The sequence below is a fragment of the Pseudocitrobacter sp. 73 genome, assembly GCF_008369545.1.
Taxonomy (GTDB): Bacteria; Pseudomonadota; Gammaproteobacteria; order Enterobacterales; family Enterobacteriaceae; genus Pseudocitrobacter; species Pseudocitrobacter vendiensis.
The window spans coordinates 1-23,356 of record NZ_VTZO01000022.1; the positions used below are offsets into that span (position 1 = coordinate 1).

A 23,356-nucleotide genomic window follows, 5' to 3' on the forward strand; every position below is an offset into this window, starting at 1 on the left:
ATGATCAGAATTATAGGGTGTTCTTTCTGCGTGCGACGTGCGATAAACGTCAGTTGCGCGCTGCCCCACGGCGACTCCGCCCCTTCAACCGGCACAGAAAAATCCTCGCGCACTGGTTTTTGTGTATCAACATACTGCCAGTTAGGCAACTGTTCAGCCCAGCCGGTGCGTAGCAGGCCATCTTCTTTTAGGGTGCGAAAGTTTTCCCCGTTGACCCATAGCAGATCCACTGAACCGCCAGAGGTGCGCCCGGCTTTGGCTACGGTCTGAATGCGTTTGACCGTATCCGCCGCATCGGCAATGTGCACGATGCGCAGGTTTATCGCGTAATTGCGTTTAACCTCGTCACGCACCCAGTCCAGGTAATTGTTGACCGCGCTATCTCCGCCCCAGGCATTGAACCAGACAGTTTGCCCTTTAGCGTGTTGCTCAATTTCCTGCCAACGTGCGTCCTGGGCTATCGCCAGTTGTGAACAGAACAGCAACGCACTCAGGCACGCTATCCCTTTACGCATAACGCGCATAATGACCTCTCAGAATCGCGAATCATGATTTTGACGTTGTGTTATTTTCATCCGGCAAGCGGCAAAGCCCTTGCGCAGGAATGTCCATTGACGAATTAAATCGTGCAGAAAGGTTTTGTAATCCAATCAGCGCGGTAAGTTCAGTCAGAGCCTGTGCATCGAAGTGTGCAGATAATTTTGCTCTCAGATCGTCATCGACCTGCGGCGGCGTCAGGCTGGCCGCTTCTGCATAGGCCAGCGCCAGCTTTTCTGTCTCGCTGAATAGCGTACTGTTCCGCCATTCGGACACGGCCAGCAATTTCTCCATACTGCCCGTATGCTGCGCAATTTTCATATTGGTAATATCCACACAAAACGCGCAGTGACACAGTTGTGCAATACGGGCACTTACCAGCGCGCGCAGAAGCGGATCCACAGGCGATCGCTTACGCTCGAGATAACCGACAAACAGGGATACCAAATAAAAAATAAAGGGAATGCGTCCCCACCAGTAAATAGGGTTGAGCACCTGGCCATAATGGCGTCGGTGCAACCAGGCCTGAGGACGTAAAATAAGCGGGATCGCGCGCAGAGGCGGTAAAGCCATCAGGAATTCCTCTTCTGACGTTCACGGTAAAGGCTTTTAGCAACAAAAACGACGACAGATAAAGCAAACAGCGTAAACAGCCCGGTAATAAACCAAAAAGTGCCGCCGGTCAGCATGCTTCCGGCCCATGAGTATACCAGGGTTGCAGGCAGTTGGCCGATGGCCGTCGCCATGAAGAAATGGCGAAAGCGAATTGATGTTAAACCTGCAGCATAGCTAATCGGATCGAAAGGAACAAAGGGCAACAGGCGGCAAATGAGGATGGTATGTTTTCCATAGCGCGCGAAAAACGTATCCATGCTCTGTAAAACCATTTTTCCGGTCAGTTTTTCCACGACGTCGCGTCCCAGGATCCTTGCAATGTAAAAACAGAGCGTCGCCCCTGTCATGGCGCTGCTCCAGGACAACACAGCCCCCCAGAAGGCGCCAAACAATGAGGCGTTAGCGAACGTGATGAGAAAGGCGGGTAGAGGGGCAATGATGGCCTGGAGTATCATCAGGAAAAAGGAGACCGTTGCCGCCTGCGCGCCATATGAATCGATAAAACGTTCAATCGCGTGCTGATCCAACGACGTAAATGCGCTGATACTTTGCTGAATAAAAGTATTGACCGTCGGTACCCCCAACCACAGGGCGACACACAAAAGTGCCAACAGGACGAGGATAATACGGCGATAATTAATTCCCGGGGTTTTGCTGCGCATTTTATATCCGTGGTAGCGAAGAACAGAGGGACAGCGTTTCAGATGGCGTAATTACCTTCTGAGGCCCCAGGATAAACCGTGATCCAGATTTTGTTTCCCTGATATCTTAATCATTAGCATTATTATGCTCACCTTGCACGCTGACTGTTCGATCCGGCAGAACAATCTTTTTATATCGACCATACCGTTTAGCAATGTGTATTAAAGCCCACAATAAAACGCCAGCCAGACTGAGCTTGATTATAAAGGCACCATTTATACCCTGTGTGGCAAGCTCATTGGCCATGACGGAATAAATGACGATGCCGGGCAGAGTTGTGATGGCTGAAATAAGGGTGAATGACCAAAAAGGGAGTGCCGTCAGCCCGTAGGCGTAATTCTGAATATTATAAGGAAAAAGGGGAATCAGCCGTGTCAGGATTAAAAAATCCGTTCCACTGCGGGCAATCCCGTTTTCGATAGCCTGAAAGACAGAGGTATGGCCGATATATTTGAGTAAGAGTTCCCGCCCAAGCCAGCGGGCAATCAGGAATGAGAGCGCTGATGCGAATGTTGCGGCAATCAACGAGAGTAACGACCCCCAGAATGCGCCAAAAACTACCCCTCCGGCGATCACCAGCAGGCTGCCGGGCATGAGGCACAGCGTGGAAATAATAAACAGGCCGATAAATATTCCATATCCCCACACTCCGCTTTGACGAAGAGTTTCTTGCAAATGCTGGAGATCGCGCAAGAGACTAACCCGTTCAAATGTATGTTCAAGAAGAACGACAAGCGCCAAAAAAATAGCGATAAGGAGAAATTTATATCCTGATGTTAGAGTGACTTCTTTGGCATTCTTTCTCTTTCCTGCTGTCGTGGGTAAAAGATGAGGCAAGTACAAAATCGAGCAGACGGTATAGTAAAACCGGCGTAACAACAAATTTAAACTGAATTTTATTGATTTGTTTCAAAGTCGAGAGTCCTCCTGACCGCAGTCGGCCAGGAGTAAAGGAGGCTATTATTCTTTAAACGTCGCCCAGATTGGCGCGTGGTCAGAAGGTTTTTCCATGCTGCGAATTTCGTAATCAATCCCTGTTTCAATGCAGCGCTCCGCCAGCGGCGGGCTCGCCAACAGCAGGTCAATGCGCAGACCACGATTATCATCAAAGCCTTTAGAACGATAATCGAACCACGAGAAGCGATCGTGGGTTTCCGGGTTGGCATGGCGGAACGTATCGACCAGGCCCCAGTTCAGCAGACGTCCCATCCACTCGCGTTCTTCCGGCAGGAAGGAGCATTTGCCGGTACGCAGCCAGCGCTTACGATTCTCTTCGCCGATACCAATGTCCAGGTCCGTCGGGCTGATATTCATATCGCCCATAATCAGCACCGGATTGGTACTTTTCAGCTCGTTCTCCAGGTAATCCTGAAGGTCCTGATAAAACTTCGCTTTCGCCGGGAATTTGGTTTCGTGATCGCGGCTTTCGCCCTGCGGGAAGTAACCGTTGATGACGGTGACATTCCCCAGCGGCGATGGGATTTCGGCGATGATCAGACGACGCTGTGCTTCTTCATTATCGTTGGGGAAACCACGGCGCACGGCAACAGGCGTCGCTTTGGTCAGCAGGGCAACGCCGTAGTGACCTTTCTGCCCATGATAGAAAATGTTGTAACCGAGCTTTGCCACCTCTTCGAGAGGGAACATATCGTCGTGAACTTTTGTCTCCTGCAAGCCGATGACATCAGGTTGATGTTTTTCAACGATGGCTTCCAGTTGATGGGGGCGTGCGCGCAGGCCGTTGATATTAAAAGAGACAAATTTCATAGTCGCTGCCACTTTGCAAGGTGAATTGTAACGGAATGGTATCAGAAATGGTGGCTTACGTGAACGATTCGTCAGAATTTGCGAGGCGCTACGAGGAACCTGCAATTGACCGTCAAAAAGCCAGAAAACGGGTCGATTTTATCAGGGGATGAGCAGAGAATTCGCGTGGGTGCTTGAGGCTTTCTGGCTTCAGGTAATCGATGAGGTTCAGAAGGACGAAAGCCCCAGGAAGATGTTTAAAATCAACCTGAGGCTAGCTTCCGAACCCAACAATTCGGATGTTAGTCTCTTCTTTGCATGGAGGCAAGACATGCTGACGAAATACGCCCTTGTGGCAATCATAGTGCTATGCATAACGGCACTGGGATTCACGCTGATGGTACGAGACTCATTGTGCGAGTTGAGCATCCGGGAGCGTGGTATGGAGTTTAAGGCCATTCTCGCTTACGAACCGAAGAAGTAGCCTGACGCGCGGGGAACTATCCCCGCGTTTCGGATGGCTGGGTTTAGCATTCAATGCACCCAATTTTTTCTTTTGCTTCATATCACCCTATGCTCCGCAGCGTAATAGAGCAAAATCTGCACCACATTGACGCGTCTGGCTCCCAAATGGCGCACAAAACTACGATAAATTTCGTAAGGGATCACAATTCCAGAATTATATTTTATTAATGCATAATCGTGCGAATGATATCTCTGGAATCATCGATTGAATGCACTTTATTCACTATTTATGCAAGTTTAGTGAATAGTGTGTATTTGTAACACATTGATATTTCTTGCTCATCTTCTGGTTATGCATTTTTAGCGCTGGCTGGCACGAACCCTGCAACCTACATTTACAGCGCAAACACCTATATTTATTAACATAAATGAAACCTTTCATTTACCAGAAGAGGTCGCTATGTCTCAGTCAATTACCCGTCAGGATTTCGATCAGTGGATGATGCCGGTTTACGCGCCGGCACCGTTTATTCCGGTACGAGGCGAGGGTTCTCGCCTGTGGGATCAACAGGGAAAAGAGTATATCGACTTTGCGGGTGGCATTGCGGTCAATGCATTGGGGCATGCGCATCCGGCGATGATTCAGGCGCTCACTGAACAAGCAAATAAGTTCTGGCATACGGGCAACGGCTACACCAATGAACCTGCGCTGCGTCTGGCAAAACAGCTGATTGATGCCACGTTTGCCGACCGGGTATTTTTCTGCAACTCCGGGGCCGAGGCTAACGAAGCCGCGCTTAAGCTGGCGCGAAAATACGCGCACGATACGTTTGGCAGCCATAAAAGTGGCATTGTCGCGTTCAAGAATGCCTTCCATGGCCGCACGCTGTTCACCGTTTCGGCGGGCGGACAACCAGCCTATTCACAGGATTTTGCGCCGTTGCCCCCGGATATTCGTCACGCGGTCTATAACGATCTGGCTTCCGCCAGCGCGCTGATTGATGACGGCACTTGCGCCGTGATCGTCGAACCGATGCAGGGGGAAGGCGGCGTGGTGCCTGCCGATCCGGCATTTTTACGCGGCCTGCGCGAACTGTGCGATCGCCACGATGCATTGCTGATTTTTGATGAGGTGCAAACCGGCGTAGGACGCACGGGCGAGCTGTACGCTTATATGCACTACGGCGTGACGCCCGATCTCCTGACTACCGCAAAAGCACTGGGTGGCGGCTTCCCGGTGGGCGCATTGTTGGCAAAAGAAACGTACGCCAGCGTGATGACGGTGGGTACCCACGGAACGACCTACGGCGGGAACCCTTTAGCCAGCGCGGTGGCGGGCGCGGTCTTTTCCATCATTAATACGCCGCAGGTACTCAACGGCGTCAAGCAGCGTCAGCAGTGGTTTACCGAGCGCTTGTTGTCGATAAATGCGCGCTACAGCCTCTTTAATGAGATACGTGGCCTGGGGCTGTTGATCGGCTGTGAGCTGAAAGCGGCTTACGCGGGTAAAGCGAAACAGATCAGTCAGCTGGCTGCGGAAGAGGGGCTGATGGTGCTGATCGCGGGGGCCAACGTGGTGCGCTTTGCGCCGGCGCTGATTATCTCAGAGGAAGAGGTTACGCATGGTCTTGACCGCTTTGAACGCGCCTGTGAACGTTTCCTGGCAGGAGTCTCGCCATGATGATTATCCGTCCAATCGAACGCGAGGACCTGCCTGGCCTGCTACGATTAGCAGCAGAGACGGGCGGCGGGCTGACTTCGCTCCCAGCCGATGAGTCTACGTTGTCAGCGCGCATTAACCGGTCCCTGGCGACCTGGCGGGGGGAACTTCCGCGCAGTGAACAGGGCTACGTATTCGTGCTCGAAGAGAGTGAAAGCAGCAACGTGGTGGGCATTTGCGCCATCGAGGTGGCGGTGGGGTTGAACGATCCCTGGTACAACTATCGGGTCGGTACGCTGGTACATGCTTCGAAAGAGCTGAACGTTTACAACGCGCTGCCAACCCTCTTTTTAAGTAACGACCACACCGGCAGTAGCGAACTTTGCTCGCTGTTCCTGGAACCTGAATGGCGTAAAGAGAACAACGGTTATCTGTTATCGAAAGCGCGTTTTCTGTTTATGGCGGCGTTCCGCGATCGCTTCAGCGAAAAAGTGGTGGCGGAGATGCGTGGTGTGATTGATGAACGCGGCTACTCACCCTTCTGGGATGCGCTGGGAAAACGCTTTTTCTCTATGGATTTTTCTCGCGCGGATTATTTGTGCGGCACGGGACAGAAGGCGTTTATTGCTGAACTGATGCCGAAGCATCCTATTTATACCGATTTTTTGTCCGACGAGGCGCGGGCAGTCATTGGCCAGGTACACCCGCAAACTGCGCCCGCACGTAAGGTGCTGGAAAAAGAAGGATTTCGCTACCGCGATTACGTCGATATTTTCGATGGCGGCCCGACGCTGGAGTGCGATCTCGACCGCATTCGCGCGATTCGCAAAAGCCGGCTGGTGACGGTAGCGGAAGGCCAGCCCGCACCGGGCGAGCTGCCCGTCTGCCTGGTGGCTAACGAACAATACCAACATTTCCGCGCCATGCTGGTGGCGGCGGATCCCCATTGCGACAAGCTGTTACTCAACGCACAACAGCTGGATGCCCTGAAATGCCGCGCCGGTGATAGCGTTCGCCTGGTGCGCCTTTGCCCGGAGGAGAAAAAAGTATGAGTTTATGGATTGGTGGTGAATGGCTCGACGGGCTCGGGCAGGCGCGGGAGAAAACCAACCCGGTTAGCGGGCAAATGCTCTGGCAGGGGCAGGATGCCGGTCCCGGTCAGGTTGCCCAGGCGGTTGCCGCCGCCCGTGCCGCCTTTCCCAACTGGGCCCGTGAACCTTTTGAATTACGTCAACGTATTGCTGAAACGTTCGCCCAGTTACTGGAAAGTCGTAAAGCGTCGCTGACCGAGATTATCGCCAGTGAAACGGGGAAGCCGCGTTGGGAAGCCGCTACGGAAGTGGCGGCGATGATCAATAAAATCGCTATTTCCGTTCGGGCCTATCACGCCCGCACCGGCGAGCAACATACCGATATGCCGGACGGCGCGGCTACGCTGCGTCATCGCCCACACGGCGTGCTGGCGGTGTTCGGCCCCTATAACTTCCCCGGCCATCTACCGAATGGACATATTGTCCCGGCGCTGCTGGCGGGGAATACGGTGGTGTTTAAGCCCAGCGAGCAGACACCGCTGAGTGGTGAAGTGGTGATGAAACTATGGCAGGAAGCCGGGCTACCAGCGGGCGTGCTGAATCTTATCCAGGGTGGACGGGAAACCGGAGAAGCCTTAAGCAGCGATCCGGGTATTGATGGGCTGCTTTTCACCGGCAGCTCCCACACCGGTTTTCAGCTGCATCGCCAGCTGGCGGGGCAGCCGCAGAAAATCCTTGCCCTTGAGATGGGCGGCAATAACCCGCTGATAGTTGATGAGCCGGAGGATATTGATGCGGCGGTGCATCTGACGATTCAGTCAGCCTTTATTACCGCCGGGCAGCGATGTACCTGCGCACGACGTCTGCTGGTGAGTCGCGGCGATCGTGGCGATGCTTTTTTGCGCCGTCTGGTAACGGTTGCACAACGTATTATTCCCGGTGCTTGGGATGCTGAGCCGCAGCCCTTTATGGGCGGCTTAATTTCACCGCAGGCCGCGCAGCTGGTGCATCAGGCGTGGTTGCAGCATGTCGCTAACGGCGGAGTCACGTTGCTCGAACCGCGTGTATTGCAAAGCGGCACCTCGCTGCTTACGCCCGGGATTGTCGATCTCACTGAAGTGAGTGAAGTGCCCGATGAAGAGGTCTTTGGCCCGTTGCTATGCGTGTGGCGCTATGACGATTTCGATGAAGCGATTGCCCTTGCCAACAATACCCGCTACGGCCTGGCAAGCGGGTTAATTTCCCCTGACCGGGAGAAATTCGACCGCCTGCTGCTGGAAGCGCGCGCCGGGATAGTGAACTGGAATAAACCCCTCACCGGTGCTGCAAGCACTGCCCCATTTGGCGGCGCGGGGGCCTCGGGGAATCATCGTCCCGGCGCATGGTACGCCGCAGATTACTGCGCCTGGCCAATGGCAAGCCTGGAATCACCAACGATTTCACTGCCGCAGAGCCTGAGCCCTGGGCTTGATTTTAGCCAGGAGAGTGCGTCATGAATGCCTGGGAGGTCAATTTTGATGGCCTGCCAGGCCTGACGCACCATTACGCCGGATTATCTTTTGGTAATGAAGCCTCGACGCGCAATCAGTTTCAGGTATCGAACCCACAGCGCGCGGCGAAGCAGGGGCTGCTGAAAATGAAAGCGCTGGCGGATGCGGGATTTAAGCAGGGGATCATTCCTCCGCAGGCGCGCCCCAACGTCAGCGTGTTGCGCCAACTGGGGTTTGATGGCAGCGATGAGCAGGTGGTGGCGAAAGTCGCCGCGCAGGCCCCCCAATTGCTGAGCGCGGCAAGTTCCGCCTCGTCAATGTGGGTGGCAAATGCGGCAACGGTAGCGCCCTCGGCAGATACGCTGGATGGACGTGTACACCTTACCGTGGCCAACCTCAATAATAAATTCCATCGCGCGACGGAAGCGCCCACCACAGAAGCGCTACTGCGGGCTATTTTCCCGGATGAAAGCCGTTTTGCGGTGCATCGTGCGCTTCCTCAGGTGGCGATGTTTGGCGATGAGGGCGCGGCAAACCATAACCGGCTGGGCGGCGACTACGGCCAACCGGGTTTGCAGCTGTTTGTCTATGGTCGCGACGAGCGACAGGAGACACAACCCCAGCGGTATCCGGCGCGTCAAACCCTCGCGGCCAGCGAAGCGGTGGCGCGTCTCAATCAGGTCAATCCCAACCAGTTGTTGTTTGCCCGGCAAAACCCGGCGGTTATCGATCAGGGCGTTTTCCATAATGATGTTATCGCCGTGAGCAACCGACAGGTACTGTTTTGCCATCAGCAGGCGTTTGTTAATCAACCTGCGCTGATGACGGAACTGGCTCGCCGGGTCCCCGGCTTTATGCCCATTGAAGTCCCGACGGCGCGCGTGACGGTTGCGGACGCGGTCGCCACTTACCTGTTTAACAGTCAGTTATTGTCGAAACCGGATGGCAGTATGCTGTTGGTGCTACCGGCGGAATGCGAAACGAATCCGCGCGTCTGGCGTTATCTGAACGAATTGCTGGAGCGGGATAACCCGATTAACGAGCTGAAGGTTTTTGATTTGCGAGAAAGTATGGCCAACGGCGGCGGCCCGGCCTGCTTGCGCCTGCGCGTGGTGCTGACTGACGCGGAGTATCGCACGGTGAATCCATCGGTGTTGATGAATGACACGCTGTTTGCCACGCTCAATGACTGGGTTGACCGTTACTACCGCGATCGTCTGACGCAGTCTGACCTCGCTGACCCGCAACTTTTACGGGAAGGGCGCGAAGCGCTCGACCGTTTGACACAAATTCTGCAACTGGGATCGGTCTATGACTTCCAGCATTAAGGAGCCGCCATGCACCATTTTTTACCGCTAACGCTGGCGGGAACGCAGCCAGAGACAGTACAGGGCGAGGGGCCATCATTTTACTGGCGCTGGCGTGGGGCGGGAATTCTTGAACTGACGCCTTATCAGCCGTGTCGCCGTGCGCTGGTGCTTTCAGCAGGAATTCACGGTAACGAAACCGCGCCGGTAGAAATGGTTGATGCGCTGCTTGCCGGGTTGTTGGCTGGAAGTGTTGTTTTGCGCTGGCGGTTGCTGCTGATTCTGGGCAATCCGCCCGCGCTGCGAAATAACCGGCGTTATATTCACAGCGATATGAACCGCATGTTTGGTGAGCGCTGGCAGCAGTTCTCGCCTTCCGATGAGACGGCCAGAGTCGCGGAGCTTGAACAGGCGATGACGGCGTTTTACCACGCCCAGCCTGCCGACAGCGTGCGCTGGCATCTCGATCTGCATACGGCGATTCGCGGCTCGCATCATTTGCGTTTTGGCGTGCTGCCTGCGCGTGATGCGCCGTGGGATGACAATTTCCTGAACTGGCTTGGGCGCGCAGGCTTGCAGGCGCTGGTGTTTCATCAAACGCCAGGCGGTACCTTCACGCACTACAGCTGTGAACGCTTTGCGGCGCTTGCCTGTACGCTGGAACTGGGGAAGGCGCTACCGTTTGGTCACAACGATCTCTCCCGTTTTGCACTCACGCAGCAGCAACTGGGCTATTTACTGGCAGGCGAGTGGGGCGGCGGTTCATCAGATACGCCGCTTCGCTATCGAGTTGTGCAGCAAATTACCCGGCGCAGTGAGGCGTTTCACCTCTATATGTCGACGCAGACGCTGAACTTTACCCCGTTTGCGCGGGGTACACTGCTTGCGGAAGATGGTGACACGCGTTACGTGGTGGAGAGACCCTGTGAATACGTGCTGTTTCCAAACCCTGATGTGGCGTTAGGGTTGCGCGCCGGGCTCATGCTGGAACGCTGCGGTTAATTATTACTGAGCCGCTACAATAACGTAGTGGCATTATTTCTTCGTTTTTATTTCTGATGCAGATTATTCCGATTAAATTGCTTTATTAATCGGCAGTGCTGTTTTATACTTCTCTATATTCCCTTCTTAATCAGTGCTTTATTTATTTTTGTTGCAATTCTCCACTGTTTTTCCTTAATTCCTCCACAATTGGCGTAAAATTGTTTTTTACACTTTCATTGTTTTACGCACGCTCTGATTAATTGACGATAAACCCCGTAAAGTTAATCTCGTCAACACGGCAACGCGCCGTAACAGAATAACCTGAAGAAAGGAATTAATGATGAAAAAGATGACTGCACTGTTTGTTGCCTCTACTCTGGCTCTGGGCGCGGCTAACCTGGCACACGCCGCCGATACCTCAACCACGCCAGCCGCACAGCCGGATGGCAAAACCATGATGCATCACCATAAAGGCAAACCGGGTCCGCGTCATCATGAAATGATGATGTTCCAGGGCCTGAATCTGACCGATGCACAGAAACAACAGATCCGCGACATCAAGAAAGCGGAACACGACAAAATGCAGGACAACCGCCGTGCGATGCACGACCTGATCGCCAGCGACAGCTTCGACAAAGCGAAAGCACAGGCGCAGATCGACAAAATGGATACCCAGCGTAAAGAGATGATGCTGTCTCACATGGAAACCCAGAACAAGATCTACAACATTTTAACGCCGGAACAGAAAAAACAGTTTAATGCTAATTTTGAGAAGCGTCTGACAGAACGTCACGCGCCAGAAGGTAAAATGCCGGTACCTGCTGAATAACTCAGCGCACTGACTTAAGACCGCCGGACCTGCTCATACGCTCTCAGAAGCTGTGGGCAAGTCCGGCGGTTTTTCTTTTATCGTTTCCAGAAATCGTCAAACACTGTAATCGGTGGGCGACGTTTATGTTCCGTCTTCACGTACCAGCCTTCGATAATCTTTGCCAGTTCAGGCGCGACAGTTTTGCCTTCAAGGTAATCGTCGATATTTTCATAGGTTACTCCCAGCGCCACTTCGTCAGGCAGGGAAGGGCGATCGTCTTCCAGATCCGCCGTTGGGGCTTTCAGATACAGATGCTCCGGGCAGCCCAGCGCGGCCAGTAACTGTTTTCCCTGACGTTTATTCAGACGAAAAATTGGGTTAATGTCGGTGCCGCCATCGCCGTATTTGGTGAAGAAGCCCGTCACGGCTTCCGCCGCATGGTCGGTGCCAACCACCACGCCTTTGGTCATTCCAGCGATGCTGTACTGGGCCTTCATGCGTTCACGTGCTTTTTCGTTGCCGCGAACGAAGTCGCTCAGTTCAATTCCTGCTTCGCGCAGGGCTACTTCGCTGGCGAGGACTGCGCCCTTAATATTAACGGTCAGTACGCGATCCGGCTGAATAAAGGCGATAGCGTCCTGGCAATCCTGCTCATCGGCCTGCACGCCAAACGGCAGACGCACGGCGATAAACTGAAGTTCGTTATCTCCGGTTTCTTTACGCAGTTCACTGATGGCCTGCTGGCACAATTTGCCCGCAAGGGTGGAATCCTGGCCGCCGCTGATACCCAATACCAGTGATTTAATAAACGGGTAGGTTTGCAGATACGATTTCAGGAAATCGACGCTGCGGCGGATCTCCTGTTGCACGTCAATCTGTGGTTTCACGCCAAGCGCCTGGATGATTTCCTGCTGTAAACTCATTTACCCCTCCAAAAGATGTTGCCGATACCCATCAGAACAAGACCTTAAAGCTACCTCTTTGAAGCTGAAACGACAAGGCGTGGCGCGTTGAGTGACGTAATTTAGCGCAATTCAGCGACTTACTTTTTTGTCAGCAGAATGTTCTTAAAACCGACCGATTTTCAGCGTAGGGTTGAAAAATAAGATCCTTTATTCCAGGCTTAAACTACACAAAACAACAAAGAGGATGTTTTATGAACAAGTACGTTACAGGTTTTCTGGGTGCAGCAGCAGCATTAACCATGTTGGCCGGGTGTACGACATATGACCGTACAAAAGATCAGTTCACCCAGCCGGTGGTTAAAGATGTGAAGAAAGGCATGTCGCGCAGCCAGGTTGCGCAAATTGCAGGTAAGCCGTCCTCTGAAGTAAGCATGATTCATGCACGCGGCACCTGTCAGACCTACATTTTGGGTCAACGTGATGGTAAAACTGAGACTTACTTCGTTGCCCTCGACGATACGGGCCACGTGATGAACTCTGGTTACCAGACCTGTGCTGAGTACGACACCGATCCGCAGGCCGCTAAACAGTAATCGTTCATTTTCCTGAGCACTACGTAAGCCCGACGAACCCGTCGGGCTTTTTTGTTGTTTCTGATGCTTATTTAATTGCGCGAATTATTTTGACCAAAGTGTGAAGGGAATCATAAGGCGAGGTCAATGAGAGACAATTTTGGATGAGGAGGAATTATCCTGGTCTGAAGAGATACCGTATACTCAACTCATAAACAAAAGTGAAACATCTGATGTTGAAATGGGTTCATGGGCGGATGGAACGAAGCCCGATGATGGCAGATTCGATAAGTTGAGGAAGCGTGAATGGAAAAGAAACATATCTATCTTTTTTGCTCTGCAGGGATGTCGACTTCATTACTGGTCTCCAAAATGCGTGCGCAGGCGGAGAAATATGAAGTACCAGTAATTATTGAAGCATTCTCAGAAAGTTTTGCTGCAGAAAAAGGGCCACAGGCTGACGTCGTATTATTAGGGCCACAAATTGCGTATATGAAGGCAGATATTCAAAAGTTGCTGCCTACTAAACCGGTAGAGGTTATTGATTCAGCGCTCTACGGTAAAGTCGATGGTTTAGGTGTTCTTAAAGCAGCCGTTGCTGCTATTAAAAAAGCTGCTGCGCAGTAATTTTTTTATTTTTCCCGTCAAAGAGTTATTTCACATTTAACGCCGTGGTATTCGCTGCGGCCTTTAAGGGTATTTTTCTATGAGTAAAGTGATCAGTTCGCTTGAAAAGGTACTCCTTCCTTTTGCTATTAAAATAGGAAAACAGCCTCACGTTAATGCGATTAAAAACGGTTTTATTAAGTTAATGCCATTGACCCTCGCGGGTGCGATGTTTGTCTTAATCAACAACGTTTTTCTCAGCTTTGGTGAGGGATCTTTTTTCTATTCAATGGGTATTCGCCTCGACGCGTCTACTATTGAGAACTTAAATAGCTTTAAAGCCATCGGCGGTAATGTTTACAACGGCACGTTGGGCATTATGTCACTGATGGCACCTTTCTTTATCGGTATGGCGCTGGCAGAAGAGCGTAAAGTTGATTCGCTGGCGGCAGGTCTGTTATCCGTTGCGGCCTTTATGACAGTAACGCCGTACAGCGTGGGTGAAGCTTATGCTGTGGGGGCAAACTGGCTGGGCGGGGCGAACATTATTTCCGGTATTATTATTGGCCTGGTGGTCGCGGAAATGTTCACCTTTATTGTGCATAAAAACTGGGTTATCCGCCTGCCGGATAGCGTTCCTGCATCCGTATCCCGTTCTTTCTCGGCAGTTATTCCTGGCTTTATCATCCTCTCTATTATGGGGATCATCTCCTGGGCGCTGACTCACTGGAGCACCAACTTCCACCAGATCATCATGGACGGCATCTCCACACCGCTGGCTTCGATGGGTGCGATTGTTGGTTGGGCGTACGTTATCTTTGTTCCGCTGCTGTGGTTCTTCGGTATCCACGGTTCCCTGGCGCTGACTGCACTGGACAGCGGCATCATGACCCCGTGGGCGCTGGAAAACATCGCGACTTATCAGCAGTATGGTTCCGTTGCGGCGGCGCTGGAAGCCGGTAAATCGTTCCATGTCTGGGCGAAACCGATGCTCGACTCCTACGTCTTCCTCGGCGGTAGTGGTGCGACTCTGGGTCTGATTATCGCTATCTTTATCGCTTCACGTCGCGCAGATTACCGTTCAGTTGCCAAGCTGGCGCTGCCATCAGGTATCTTCCAGATTAACGAACCGATTCTGTTTGGTCTGCCGATTATCATGAACCCGGTCATGCTGATTCCATTCGTACTGGTTCAGCCTATCCTTGCCGCCATCATGATTATCGCGTACTCACTGGGCATCATTCCGCCAATTACCAACATGGCGCCATGGACTATGCCGACCGGCTTAGGGGCTTTCTTCAGTACCAACGGAAGTATTGCCGCCTTGCTGCTGGCGCTCTTCAACCTGGTTATCGCCACGCTTATCTACATGCCATTTGTCATCGTAGCCAACAAAGCGCAGACGGCCATTGAAGAAGAAGAGTCTGAAGAAGACATCGCGAATGCACTGAAATTCTGATGACGTGCGGTAGGGGGAACCCTACCGCCATCACTAAAAGGAAAATGTATGTTTGATCTGGACAATATCACAGCAGAACCTGTGCAGGAAAATGACCTCGAAGAAGTGGTGATGGGCCTGATTATTAACTCCGGCCAGGCGCGAAGCCTCGCTTATATGGCGCTGAAACAGGCCAAGCAAGGCGACTTTGAAACCGCTAAAACGACGATGGAACAATCGCGCATTGCACTGAGCGAAGCGCACCGTGTGCAGACGCAACTCATCGAATCCGATGAGGGCGAGGGAAAAATGAAGGTGAGTCTGGTATTAGTTCATGCTCAGGATCATCTTATGACCTCAATGTTGGCCCGCGAGCTGGTTGCCGAATTGATTGAGCTTCACGAGAAGGTACAATAGGTTATCCGTATTATGAGGCAGCCTAAGATGATGACCATGGAAATTAACACCGCACGAGAACAGCAACTGTTTGATGGCCGGAATTTTCATGTCTTTATCTACAATAAAACGGAGAGCGTAAGCGGCCTGCATCAGCATGATTATTATGAATTCACGCTGGTGCTCACGGGCCGCTACTACCAGGAGATTAACGGCAAGCGCGTCCTGCTGGAACGTGGTGACTTTGTCTTCATCCCGTTGGGTTCGCATCATCAGAGCTTCTACGAGTTTGGTGCGACGCGTATCCTCAACGTCGGGATTAGCAAAGACTTCTTCGCTACGCACTATCAGCCGCTTCTGCCATTTTGCCTGGTGGCATCGCAGGTTTACTCTGTTAAAAGTACTTTTCTCAGCTATATCGAGTCGGTTATTGCTTCGCTACATTTCCGCGAAACCGAATTCGATGAATTTATTGAAGTGGTGGCTTTTTATGTGATTAACCGCCTGCGTCATCATCGTGAAGATCAAGCTCAGGATGTTACACCGCAGTGGTTAAAAACAACCGTCGAAGCCATGCACGATAAAATGAAGTTCGGTGAAGGTGCGCTGGAAAATATGGTTGCGCTCTCCGGGAAGTCTCAGGAGTATTTAACGCGTGCGACCCAGCGCTATTATGGCAAAACACCCATGCAGATTATTAATGATATCCGCATCAACTTTGCCATGAAACAACTGGAAATTACGAACTATTCTGTCACCGATATTGCATATGAGTCCGGGTACAGCAGCCCAAGTTTGTTTATTAAAACATTCAAGAAGCTGACGTCGTTTACCCCGAGCAATTATCGCAAACGACTGACGGTCATTAAGTAAAATAATTCACGCACTACGGTATTATCCGTATTAATGCGACAGCAAATTTAATATCCGCGCTGAATGTGGAGGGTTGACTGCATTTAGCGGGTGGATCACGAGGGAGAAAGTATGAGCCAGAAATTAAAAGTTGTAACCATCGGCGGCGGCAGCAGCTATACACCAGAATTACTGGAGGGTTTTCTCAAACGTTACCATGAATTGCCGGTAAGCGAATTGTGGCTGGTTGATGTTGAAGGCGGTAAAGAGAAGCTGGATATCATTCATGCGCTGTGTGAGCGTATGGTGGAGAAAGCAGGCGTACCAATGAAAGTCTTCAAAACTCTCGACCGCCGTGAAGCGCTGCATGATGCCGACTTCGTGACCACCCAGCTGCGTGTTGGCCAGCTGAAAGCGCGTGAAAAAGATGAGCGTATTCCGCTGAGCCACGGCTACCTCGGTCAGGAAACTAACGGCGCAGGCGGCTTGTTCAAAGGTCTGCGTACCATTCCGGTTATATTTGACATCATTAAAGATGTGCAGGAACTGTGCCCGAATGCGTGGGTGATTAACTTTACCAACCCGGCCGGGATGGTCACCGAAGCGGTGTATCGTCACACCAATTTCAAGCGCTTTATCGGCGTGTGCAACATTCCGATCGGCATGAAAATGTTTATCACCGATGTGCTGAAGCTTTCCGAAAAGGACGATCTTTCTATCGATCTCTTTGGCCTGAACCACATGGTGTTTATCCGCGATGTGCTGGTGAATGGCAAATCGCGTTTCGCTGAGCTGATTGACGGTGTCGCTTCCGGTACCCTGACGGCCAACTCGGTCAAAAATATCTTCGACCTGCCGTTTAGCGAAGGATTGATTCGCTCACTAAATCTGATTCCTTGCTCGTATCTGCTTTACTATTTCAAAACCAAAGAGATGCTGGCGATTGAAATGGGCGAGTACTACAAGGGCGGCGCGCGTGCGCAGGTGGTGCAGAAGGTTGAGAAACAACTGTTCGAGCTGTACAAGAACCCGGATCTCAACGTTAAGCCGAAAGAGCTGGAGCAACGTGGCGGTGCGTATTACTCCGATGCGGCCTGCGAAGTGATCAACGCTATCTACAATGATAAGCAGGCTGAACACTACGTTAACTTCCCGCACAATGGCCACGTGGATAACATCCCGGCGGACTGGGCGGTCGAAATGACGGCGATTCTGGGCCGCGACGGTGCGAAACCACACCCGCGCCTGACGCACTTTGATGACAAAGTGATGGGGCTTATCCATACCATTAAAGCTTTTGAAATTCAGGCAAGCCATGCGGCGCTGAGTGGCGACATTAACGACGTCGAACTGGCGATGAACTTAAGCCCGCTGATTGGCTCTGACAAAGACGCGGAGATCCTCGCGCGTGAAATGATCCTCGCTCACGAAGAGTGGTTGCCGAACTTCGCCGCCACGGTGGAGAAGCTGAAAAAGTGACAGGAGGTACGATGGAACGACTGCTGATCGTCAACGCTGATGACTTCGGCCTGAGCAAAGGGCAGAACTACGGCATTATTGATGCCTGTAAAAATGGACTGGTGACCTCAACCACCGCGCTGGTGAACGGCGCGGAAATCGAACATGCGGCCCAACTGAGCCGCCGTACGCCGGAGCTCGCGGTCGGGATGCACTTTGTCCTGACGCTGGGCGAACCGCTCTCAGAGATGCCGGGGCTGACCCGGGAAGGCAAACTGGGTAAATGGATCTGGCAGATGGCGGAAAACGATACGCTGCCGCTGGACGAAATTGCGCATGAGCTGGCGTGCCAGTTCGATCGTTTCGTCGCCATTTTCGATACTGCGCCAACGCATATTGATAGCCATCACCATGTGCATATGATCCCGCAGATCTACCCGCTGGTGGCGAAGTTTGCTTTAGAGAAGGGCGTGGCGCTTCGTATTGACCGCTCTCTTCCGCCTGCAGAGGGCGCACCGGATGATGTACGCAGTAGCGCTGGATTCAGCAGTGAGTTCTATGGTGATGAGATTTCCGAAGCGTTATTCCTGCAGGTACTGGATAAATCTGTGCAACGCGATGAACCCTCAGTTGAGGTGATGTGCCACCCGGCGTTTGTTGATCAGACCATCATGGGCAGCGCTTACTGCTACCCACGACTGGCTGAGCTGGATGTCCTCACTTCGCCATCGCTGAAATATGCCATTGCGGAACGTGGTTATCGTCTCGGCACCTATCGCGACGTCTGATTCTGCGAGTTGAGAGAATGTTGTGCTTTTCGCCCGGTCATCCGTCACCGGGCTTTTTTTTATGCCGGTATCGCCGCCGTTTTCCCTGCGCGTGACCAAACGCGATGTGCCGCGCTCAGGCTGAGTAAATCTTCCACGGTTGATTTAGCGATCGTATCGCCTTCAACAATGCCTTCTTCGCCCTGGCTATCGACGTTTAGCAGGCCTTTAAACTGGCGCGCATCGCCCGCCAGCAGTATTGGCTTAAGATGTTTGTAGGCTTCCAGCAGATAGTATTGCGCATCGCCACTTTTTAGCAGATCGTTAAGATCGCCACCAGGCACTACCACTGCATCCACCGTTAGCGAAGGCGAACCCGCGAACGTACCGGCGATAGGCAGTGTTGAACCATCATCGGCGGTCACTTCCCCCATGCGCGAGTAGAGCAGTTTGGCATGCACGCCTTGTGCTTTTAGCTCTTTCAGAAGCGTCAGCACGTCAGCAGACGCAGTATTCTGATTAAGCAGAACCGCCACCACACGTCCTTTTACGCCGCCACCGGGGATAGCATACAGGCTGAGGGTGGGATCTTTATCCAGACCGTTCACACTGGCAGGAGGTTGTCTGTTCTGCTGCTCGTCACTGAGAGTAATGCCTAAATTTTCCGCGACGGCCTGCGCGATGCGAATATCGACGCTCACGAGTTGATCAACGACGCGTTCACGGATCCACTCGCGTGCGACTTTGCTGAGCTCAAAACTAAAGGCATCAATAATGTGCTGCTGCTCAATCGGCGTCTGACTGTTCCAGAAGAGGCGAGGCTGCGCGTAATACTCGCCAAAGGATGGGCTACGCTCGCGCACTTTGTGCCCGTCAACGCGTTCCTGATACGATTCGAAACCGCCGCGCTTCGGCCCTGGCGGTGTTTCGCGCGGCCAGTTATCGTTGATAGAATTTGGCTCGTAGTTTGCCGGATTGGTGTCGATGTCCTGACGATGCATGCCATCACGCTGGAAATTGTGATACGGGCAGGTTGGTCGGTTAATCGGGATCTCGTGGAAGTTTGGCCCACCAAGGCGGCTGATCTGGGTATCGGTGTAAGAGAACAGGCGCCCCTGGAGCAGGGGATCGTTACTGAAATCCAGACCGGGAACGATATGCCCTGGGTGGAACGCGGCCTGTTCATTCTCAGCGAAGAAGTTATCCGGATTGCGGTTGAGCACCATTTTCCCGACGAGCTGCACCGGGACCAGCTCTTCGGGAATAAGCTTGGTGGGGTCGAGCAGGTCGAAGTCGAATTTAAATTCATCCTCTTCCGGGATCAATTGCAGCCCCAGTTCATATTCCGGGTAATCGCCCGCTTCAATCGCTTCCCACAGATCGCGGCGGTGGAAGTCAGGATCGCGTCCGGTGAGTTTTTGCGACTCATCCCACAACAGAGACGCCTTTCCGGCAACGGGCTTCCAGTGGAAGCGGACAAACGTCGCTTTACCCTCGGCATTGATTAAACGGAAGGTATGAATACCAAAGCCTTCCATGGTGCGATAGCTTCGGGGAATACCGCGGTCCGACATCGCCCAGAACACGTTGTGCAACGTCTCTGGTTGCAGCGAGACATAGTCCCAGAAGGTATCATGCGCGCTTTGTCCCTGCGGCATTGCCGAATGTGGCTCGGGCTTCACGGCGTGCACGAAATCGGGGAATTTCAATGCATCCTGAATAAAGAAGATAGGCGTGTTATTGCCGACCAGGTCAAAAATACCCTCATCGGTATAGAACTTGGTGGCAAAGCCACGGATATCGCGCACGGTGTCAGCGGAGCCCGCCCCACCTTGTACGGTTGAGAAACGCACGAAAACGGGCGTGATTTTCTCCTTTGAGGAAAGGAAGTCCGCTTTCGTGACATCACTCAGGCTTTTATAGGGCTGAAAATAACCGTGCGCCGCTGAGCCACGGGCGTGGACGATGCGCTCTGGAATGCGTTCATGGTCGAAGTGGGTGATTTTCTCGCGCAGAATAAAATCTTCCAGCAGCGTAGGGCCACGGCTTCCGGCACGCAGCGAATTCTGGTCATCGGCAATGCGAACGCCCTGATTAGTGGTCAGCGGGAAGTTTTCACCGCCTTTACGCTGCTTATCGAGCGCTTTAAGTTTCTCATTGCTGGTTTTTGGCGCTTTCAGACTCCCCGGTGCGGTAGGCTCTTCACCCGGCGCGGTAGGTTTTGGCGTCGGTCGCCAGGAACCGTCCGCAGGCGCCAGAGAATCCAGGCCAGGTTTTGATTCACTGGCGTCGTGAACCGGGGATTGATGGGTTTTGGATTTTTTATGTTGATCCGACATGCTCGTCTCCTTTTTCACTACTGAAAGTTGGCCGATAGTGCGGCAAAACCCTTCTAACTATAGAGCAATCTCAGGGTTTATCTGGGGAAGAGGGCGGATCGCGGTGGGTATACGCGCGATTGCGCAAGATGAAATCGACGCAAGGCGCGACGCCACAGGGGTAAATCGGCTATTATAGAATTTTCCTGTTTTTGCCCCGAGTGATTTGAAATAACCGTTTATGAAACCGCTTCGCCAACAAAATCGACAGGTCATTAGCTATATTCCCCGAACCGAACCCGCACCGCCCGACCATGCAAGCAAGGTGGAGGGCTTTCGCGATGTGTGGCTTCTGCGCGGCAAATATGTCGCATTTGTATTGATGGGAAGCGCTTTCCGACGTTCACAGGCGTTTAGCGTCCCTGAGTCAGCCCAGCGTTGGGCTGCGCAGATGAGGCAGGAAGAAGATGTTAGCGATGAGTGATTGTTAATCGCGGATATAAAAAAACCGCTGATTTATCAGCGGTTTTTTTTGTGCCTGAAAGGTCATTAACGATGCGCCAGTTTCGCGTCATCCTCACTGTTCAGGATGTCTTTATCCGTCTGGCGCAGCCACTGGCTGGTCAGGGTACCGGCCGTCATGGAGCCACTGACGTTCAGCGCGGTACGACCCATGTCGATCAGCGGCTCAACGGAAATCAGCAATGCGACCAGCGTGACCGGCAAGCCCATTGCCGGCAGCACAATCAGCGCAGCGAAGGTTGCACCGCCGCCGACGCCTGCCACACCCGCAGAACTCACGGTGACGATACCGACCAGAGTGGCAATCCACAGCGGATCGAGCGGGTTGATGCCAACGGTTGGCGCAACCATCACGGCGAGCATTGCCGGGTAGAGACCCGCACAGCCATTCTGACCAATCGTCGCGCCGAATGAGGCGGAGAAGCTGGCGATAGATTCAGGTACACCCAGACGGCGCGTTTGTGCTTCCACGTTCAGCGGAATGGACGCGGCGCTGGAACGGCTGGTGAAGGCGAAGGTGATAACCGGCCACACTTTACGGAAGTATTTCAATGGGCTGACACCGTTCACGCCCAACAACAGGCCGTGTACGGCGAACATGATTGCCAGGCCGATGTAAGAGGCTACCACGAAGCTGCCGAGTTTGATGATGTCCTGCAGGTTAGAACCGGCCACGACTTTGGTCATCAGCGCCAGCACGCCGTAAGGGGTCAGTTGCATGACCAGGCGAACCAGTTTCATCACCCAGCTTTGCAGTGTGTCGATTGCCGCGATGACGCGCAGGCCTTTTGGTTCGTCATCTTTCAGCAGTTTCAGCGCCGCAACACCCAGGAACGCGGCGAAAATGACGATGCTGATGATAGAGGTTGGGTTCGCGCCGGTCAGATCGGCAAACGGATTTTTAGGCACGAAGGAGAGCAACAGCTGTGGCACGTTCAGGTCAGCAACCTTGCCAGCGTAGTTGCTGTGAATGGCGTCGAGGCGCGCGGTTTCAGCAGTGCCCTGGACCAGACCTTCCGCCGTCAAACCAAACAAATTGGTGACCAGCACGCCGACCAGTGCCGCAATCAGCGTGGTGAACAACAGCGTACCAATGGTCAGGAAGCTGATTTTACCCAATTGTGACGCGTTGTGCAGACGGGCTACGGCGCTCAGAATCGAGGCGAAAACCAGCGGCATTACGATCATTTGGAGCAGTTGCACGTAGCCGTTACCGACGACGTTGAACCACTGAATAGAATCTTTAAGAATCTGGCTGTCGGAACCATAGATAAACTGAAGCGCGAGGCCAAACACGACCCCCATCACCAGACCGACCAGTACTTTTTTTGCCAGACTCCACTGTTTGTGACGCGTTTGCGCCAGCAGCAACAGCAGTGCCGCGAACACGATAACGTTCGCGATTAATGGAAAGTTCATCCCCGTTCTCCTGATTTCATTATATAGCCAGCCTCACCGGGCTGGTCAGATGTGAAAAGGGTAACAGAACTGGGAATCGTCGCTTATATCCAAATGGAATGGATTATGACAAAAGTGATAGTTTTGTGCGGTTATTGTTCGATCTGGTGATTTATAAAGCGATTGAAGGTCATTTGCAGAGAATTAATCATCCCTGAAGACCAGCGTACGGCGCTGTTTTCCGGCAACGACTGCGGCATCCAGACGGCATAAGCGAACAGCGCCATGCACAGGAAACGTTCCAGTTGATTACCCTTTTGTGGCGCGAGTATCGGCAAACGAAAACGCCAGCGGCATGGCCATAACAGCGGCACACCCGCAGGGGTGAGCATGTCGGCCAGGATATGGCTGAGGTAGCCCAGGACCATTCCCTGAAGCGCGTCGGCAGGAATAAACCACGTGTCGGGCACTTTAAGATAGAAAACTGTGAGCAGGGCGAAAACGGCCAGCAAGCTGTGGGTAAATCCGCGATGGCCAAATGCGCGGGCCACAGGTTTCGACAGCCAGCTTAGCCGCTGGCCGAGAAACGATTTTGGGTGATCGATATCCGGTAGCAGACAGGTCAGTACTGCTGACGGCACGATATGCCACCAGTCGCCTTGCGCCAGCACAGGCGTAAGCTCGGCATTTTTAGCAAATACCGCGCAGGCGATGGAAAAGAGCAGGTGGCCTTCCGCCGTCATGATAAAACCCGATAAAACTGTCAATTCATACAG

24 protein-coding genes are annotated in these 23,356 nt (G+C 52.8%); 15 read left to right on the plus strand and 9 right to left on the minus strand.

What is annotated here, in order from left to right:
• The 5 genes from F0Q32_RS20535 to xthA form a co-directional block, all read right to left on the minus strand.
• The coding region (locus tag F0Q32_RS20535) for an ABC transporter substrate-binding protein (protein WP_149464566.1) at positions 1 to 524 on the minus strand (524 nt) is incomplete at its 3' end.
• A gap of 22 nt (positions 525 to 546) precedes the next feature.
• Complete coding sequence (locus F0Q32_RS20540; protein ID WP_149464567.1) at positions 547 to 1,110, minus strand: carboxymuconolactone decarboxylase family protein; 564 nt, start codon at positions 1,108 to 1,110, stop codon at positions 547 to 549.
• Positions 1,110 to 1,814: a TVP38/TMEM64 family protein gene (locus F0Q32_RS20545; protein ID WP_149464568.1), complete on the minus strand. Its 705-nt coding sequence runs from the start codon at positions 1,812 to 1,814 to the stop codon at positions 1,110 to 1,112. Before F0Q32_RS20545 ends, F0Q32_RS20540 begins: the two co-directional genes overlap by 1 nt.
• 106 nt (positions 1,815 to 1,920) lie before the next feature.
• Entirely contained in the window at positions 1,921 to 2,595 is a 675-nt protein-coding gene (locus F0Q32_RS20550; RefSeq protein WP_370516898.1) for a TVP38/TMEM64 family protein, read from the minus strand.
• A gap of 219 nt (positions 2,596 to 2,814) precedes the next feature.
• Positions 2,815 to 3,621: an exodeoxyribonuclease III gene (xthA, locus tag F0Q32_RS20555; protein ID WP_149464569.1), complete on the minus strand. Its 807-nt coding sequence runs from the start codon at positions 3,619 to 3,621 to the stop codon at positions 2,815 to 2,817.
• Between the two features lie 310 nt (positions 3,622 to 3,931).
• On the opposite strand from xthA, the gene F0Q32_RS20560 reads away from it, so the two are divergent.
• The 7 genes from F0Q32_RS20560 (at position 3,932) to spy (ending at position 11,366) form a co-directional block, all read left to right on the plus strand.
• A complete protein-coding gene (locus F0Q32_RS20560; protein WP_015964762.1) occupies positions 3,932 to 4,084 on the plus strand; it encodes a Hok/Gef family protein in 153 nt (50 codons plus the stop codon).
• A 441-nt stretch (positions 4,085 to 4,525) separates the two neighbouring features.
• Positions 4,526 to 5,746: an aspartate aminotransferase family protein gene (locus F0Q32_RS20565; protein ID WP_149464570.1), complete on the plus strand. Its 1,221-nt coding sequence runs from the start codon at positions 4,526 to 4,528 to the stop codon at positions 5,744 to 5,746.
• Positions 5,743 to 6,777 (plus strand): arginine N-succinyltransferase, encoded by a 1,035-nt coding sequence (gene astA / locus F0Q32_RS20570; protein ID WP_149464571.1) that lies wholly within the window; start codon positions 5,743 to 5,745, stop codon positions 6,775 to 6,777. The genes F0Q32_RS20565 and astA overlap by 4 nt, the downstream gene beginning before the upstream one ends.
• Positions 6,774 to 8,252 (plus strand): succinylglutamate-semialdehyde dehydrogenase, encoded by a 1,479-nt coding sequence (gene astD, locus F0Q32_RS20575; RefSeq protein WP_149464572.1) that lies wholly within the window; start codon positions 6,774 to 6,776, stop codon positions 8,250 to 8,252. The genes astA and astD overlap by 4 nt, the downstream gene beginning before the upstream one ends.
• Complete coding sequence (gene astB / locus F0Q32_RS20580) at positions 8,249 to 9,574, plus strand: N-succinylarginine dihydrolase (RefSeq protein WP_149464573.1); 1,326 nt, start codon at positions 8,249 to 8,251, stop codon at positions 9,572 to 9,574. Before astD ends, astB begins: the two co-directional genes overlap by 4 nt.
• A gap of 9 nt (positions 9,575 to 9,583) precedes the next feature.
• A complete protein-coding gene (gene astE / locus F0Q32_RS20585; RefSeq protein WP_149464574.1) occupies positions 9,584 to 10,555 on the plus strand; it encodes a succinylglutamate desuccinylase in 972 nt (323 codons plus the stop codon).
• A 319-nt stretch (positions 10,556 to 10,874) separates the two neighbouring features.
• Positions 10,875 to 11,366 carry an ATP-independent periplasmic protein-refolding chaperone Spy gene (spy, locus tag F0Q32_RS20590; protein WP_188016895.1) on the plus strand — a complete coding sequence of 164 codons (492 nt, stop codon included), beginning with the start codon at positions 10,875 to 10,877 and terminating at the stop codon, positions 11,364 to 11,366.
• 77 nt (positions 11,367 to 11,443) lie between these two features.
• Here the strand turns inward: spy and nadE are convergent, their stop codons facing one another.
• Positions 11,444 to 12,271 carry an ammonia-dependent NAD(+) synthetase gene (gene nadE / locus F0Q32_RS20595; protein ID WP_149464576.1) on the minus strand — a complete coding sequence of 276 codons (828 nt, stop codon included), beginning with the start codon at positions 12,269 to 12,271 and terminating at the stop codon, positions 11,444 to 11,446.
• A 233-nt stretch (positions 12,272 to 12,504) separates the two neighbouring features.
• Here nadE and osmE point away from each other — a divergent pair, with 233 nt between their 5' ends.
• The 7 genes from osmE (at position 12,505) to chbG (ending at position 18,363) form a co-directional block, all read left to right on the plus strand.
• Positions 12,505 to 12,846: an osmotically-inducible lipoprotein OsmE gene (gene osmE, locus F0Q32_RS20600; protein ID WP_015964753.1), complete on the plus strand. Its 342-nt coding sequence runs from the start codon at positions 12,505 to 12,507 to the stop codon at positions 12,844 to 12,846.
• Positions 12,847 to 13,131: 285 nt separating this feature from the next.
• On the plus strand, positions 13,132 to 13,452 hold the full coding sequence (locus F0Q32_RS20605; protein ID WP_015964752.1) for a PTS sugar transporter subunit IIB: 321 nt from the start codon (positions 13,132 to 13,134) through the stop codon (positions 13,450 to 13,452).
• A 79-nt stretch (positions 13,453 to 13,531) separates the two neighbouring features.
• Positions 13,532 to 14,890 carry a PTS N,N'-diacetylchitobiose transporter subunit IIC gene (gene chbC, locus F0Q32_RS20610; RefSeq protein ID WP_149464577.1) on the plus strand — a complete coding sequence of 453 codons (1,359 nt, stop codon included), beginning with the start codon at positions 13,532 to 13,534 and terminating at the stop codon, positions 14,888 to 14,890.
• A gap of 48 nt (positions 14,891 to 14,938) precedes the next feature.
• Positions 14,939 to 15,286, plus strand: coding sequence for a PTS N,N'-diacetylchitobiose transporter subunit IIA (gene chbA / locus F0Q32_RS20615; RefSeq protein ID WP_149464578.1), 348 nt, complete (start codon positions 14,939 to 14,941; stop codon positions 15,284 to 15,286).
• A gap of 12 nt (positions 15,287 to 15,298) precedes the next feature.
• Positions 15,299 to 16,138: a transcriptional regulator ChbR gene (gene chbR / locus F0Q32_RS20620; protein WP_255475680.1), complete on the plus strand. Its 840-nt coding sequence runs from the start codon at positions 15,299 to 15,301 to the stop codon at positions 16,136 to 16,138.
• 111 nt (positions 16,139 to 16,249) lie between these two features.
• On the plus strand, positions 16,250 to 17,596 hold the full coding sequence (locus F0Q32_RS20625; RefSeq protein WP_149464580.1) for a 6-phospho-beta-glucosidase: 1,347 nt from the start codon (positions 16,250 to 16,252) through the stop codon (positions 17,594 to 17,596).
• Positions 17,597 to 17,607: 11 nt separating this feature from the next.
• A complete protein-coding gene (chbG, locus tag F0Q32_RS20630) occupies positions 17,608 to 18,363 on the plus strand; it encodes a chitin disaccharide deacetylase (RefSeq protein WP_149464581.1) in 756 nt (251 codons plus the stop codon).
• A gap of 59 nt (positions 18,364 to 18,422) precedes the next feature.
• Here chbG and katE read toward each other — a convergent pair whose 3' ends face one another.
• On the minus strand, positions 18,423 to 20,681 hold the full coding sequence (gene katE, locus F0Q32_RS20635) for a catalase HPII (protein ID WP_149464582.1): 2,259 nt from the start codon (positions 20,679 to 20,681) through the stop codon (positions 18,423 to 18,425).
• A 220-nt stretch (positions 20,682 to 20,901) separates the two neighbouring features.
• Here katE and cedA point away from each other — a divergent pair, with 220 nt between their 5' ends.
• Positions 20,902 to 21,144 (plus strand): cell division activator CedA, encoded by a 243-nt coding sequence (cedA, locus tag F0Q32_RS20640; protein WP_149464583.1) that lies wholly within the window; start codon positions 20,902 to 20,904, stop codon positions 21,142 to 21,144.
• Positions 21,145 to 21,209: 65 nt separating this feature from the next.
• On the opposite strand, the gene F0Q32_RS20645 is transcribed toward cedA, so the two are convergent.
• Together F0Q32_RS20645 and F0Q32_RS20650 are read right to left on the minus strand one after the other, a co-directional pair.
• A complete protein-coding gene (locus F0Q32_RS20645) occupies positions 21,210 to 22,601 on the minus strand; it encodes an L-cystine transporter (RefSeq protein WP_149464584.1) in 1,392 nt (463 codons plus the stop codon).
• A gap of 131 nt (positions 22,602 to 22,732) precedes the next feature.
• On the minus strand, positions 22,733 to 23,323 hold the full coding sequence (locus tag F0Q32_RS20650; protein WP_149464585.1) for a metal-dependent hydrolase: 591 nt from the start codon (positions 23,321 to 23,323) through the stop codon (positions 22,733 to 22,735).
• Positions 23,324 to 23,356: the final 33 nt, after the last annotated feature.

Bases quoted from the DNA above. Each gene is read 5' to 3' on its own strand.
- F0Q32_RS20645 (WP_149464584.1), bottom strand. From the start codon at position 22,601: ATGAACTTTCCATTAATCGCGAACGTTATCGTGTTCGCGGCACTGCTG.
- astD (WP_149464572.1), top strand. From the start codon at position 6,774: ATGAGTTTATGGATTGGTGGTGAATGGCTCGACGGGCTCGGGCAGGCG.
- chbA (WP_149464578.1), top strand. From the start codon at position 14,939: ATGTTTGATCTGGACAATATCACAGCAGAACCTGTGCAGGAAAATGAC.
- F0Q32_RS20650 (WP_149464585.1), bottom strand. From the start codon at position 23,323: ATGACGGCGGAAGGCCACCTGCTCTTTTCCATCGCCTGCGCGGTATTT.
- chbC (WP_149464577.1), top strand. From the start codon at position 13,532: ATGAGTAAAGTGATCAGTTCGCTTGAAAAGGTACTCCTTCCTTTTGCT.
- F0Q32_RS20605 (WP_015964752.1), top strand. From the start codon at position 13,132: ATGGAAAAGAAACATATCTATCTTTTTTGCTCTGCAGGGATGTCGACT.
- osmE (WP_015964753.1), top strand. From the start codon at position 12,505: ATGAACAAGTACGTTACAGGTTTTCTGGGTGCAGCAGCAGCATTAACC.
- chbR (WP_255475680.1), top strand. From the start codon at position 15,299: ATGAGGCAGCCTAAGATGATGACCATGGAAATTAACACCGCACGAGAA.
- F0Q32_RS20565 (WP_149464570.1), top strand. From the start codon at position 4,526: ATGTCTCAGTCAATTACCCGTCAGGATTTCGATCAGTGGATGATGCCG.
- astA (WP_149464571.1), top strand. From the start codon at position 5,743: ATGATGATTATCCGTCCAATCGAACGCGAGGACCTGCCTGGCCTGCTA.
- F0Q32_RS20625 (WP_149464580.1), top strand. From the start codon at position 16,250: ATGAGCCAGAAATTAAAAGTTGTAACCATCGGCGGCGGCAGCAGCTAT.
- astE (WP_149464574.1), top strand. From the start codon at position 9,584: ATGCACCATTTTTTACCGCTAACGCTGGCGGGAACGCAGCCAGAGACA.
- cedA (WP_149464583.1), top strand. From the start codon at position 20,902: ATGAAACCGCTTCGCCAACAAAATCGACAGGTCATTAGCTATATTCCC.
- xthA (WP_149464569.1), bottom strand. From the start codon at position 3,621: ATGAAATTTGTCTCTTTTAATATCAACGGCCTGCGCGCACGCCCCCAT.
- chbG (WP_149464581.1), top strand. From the start codon at position 17,608: ATGGAACGACTGCTGATCGTCAACGCTGATGACTTCGGCCTGAGCAAA.
- katE (WP_149464582.1), bottom strand. From the start codon at position 20,681: ATGTCGGATCAACATAAAAAATCCAAAACCCATCAATCCCCGGTTCAC.
- F0Q32_RS20540 (WP_149464567.1), bottom strand. From the start codon at position 1,110: ATGGCTTTACCGCCTCTGCGCGCGATCCCGCTTATTTTACGTCCTCAG.
- spy (WP_188016895.1), top strand. From the start codon at position 10,875: ATGATGAAAAAGATGACTGCACTGTTTGTTGCCTCTACTCTGGCTCTG.
- nadE (WP_149464576.1), bottom strand. From the start codon at position 12,271: ATGAGTTTACAGCAGGAAATCATCCAGGCGCTTGGCGTGAAACCACAG.
- astB (WP_149464573.1), top strand. From the start codon at position 8,249: ATGAATGCCTGGGAGGTCAATTTTGATGGCCTGCCAGGCCTGACGCAC.
- F0Q32_RS20545 (WP_149464568.1), bottom strand. From the start codon at position 1,814: ATGCGCAGCAAAACCCCGGGAATTAATTATCGCCGTATTATCCTCGTC.
- F0Q32_RS20560 (WP_015964762.1), top strand. From the start codon at position 3,932: ATGCTGACGAAATACGCCCTTGTGGCAATCATAGTGCTATGCATAACG.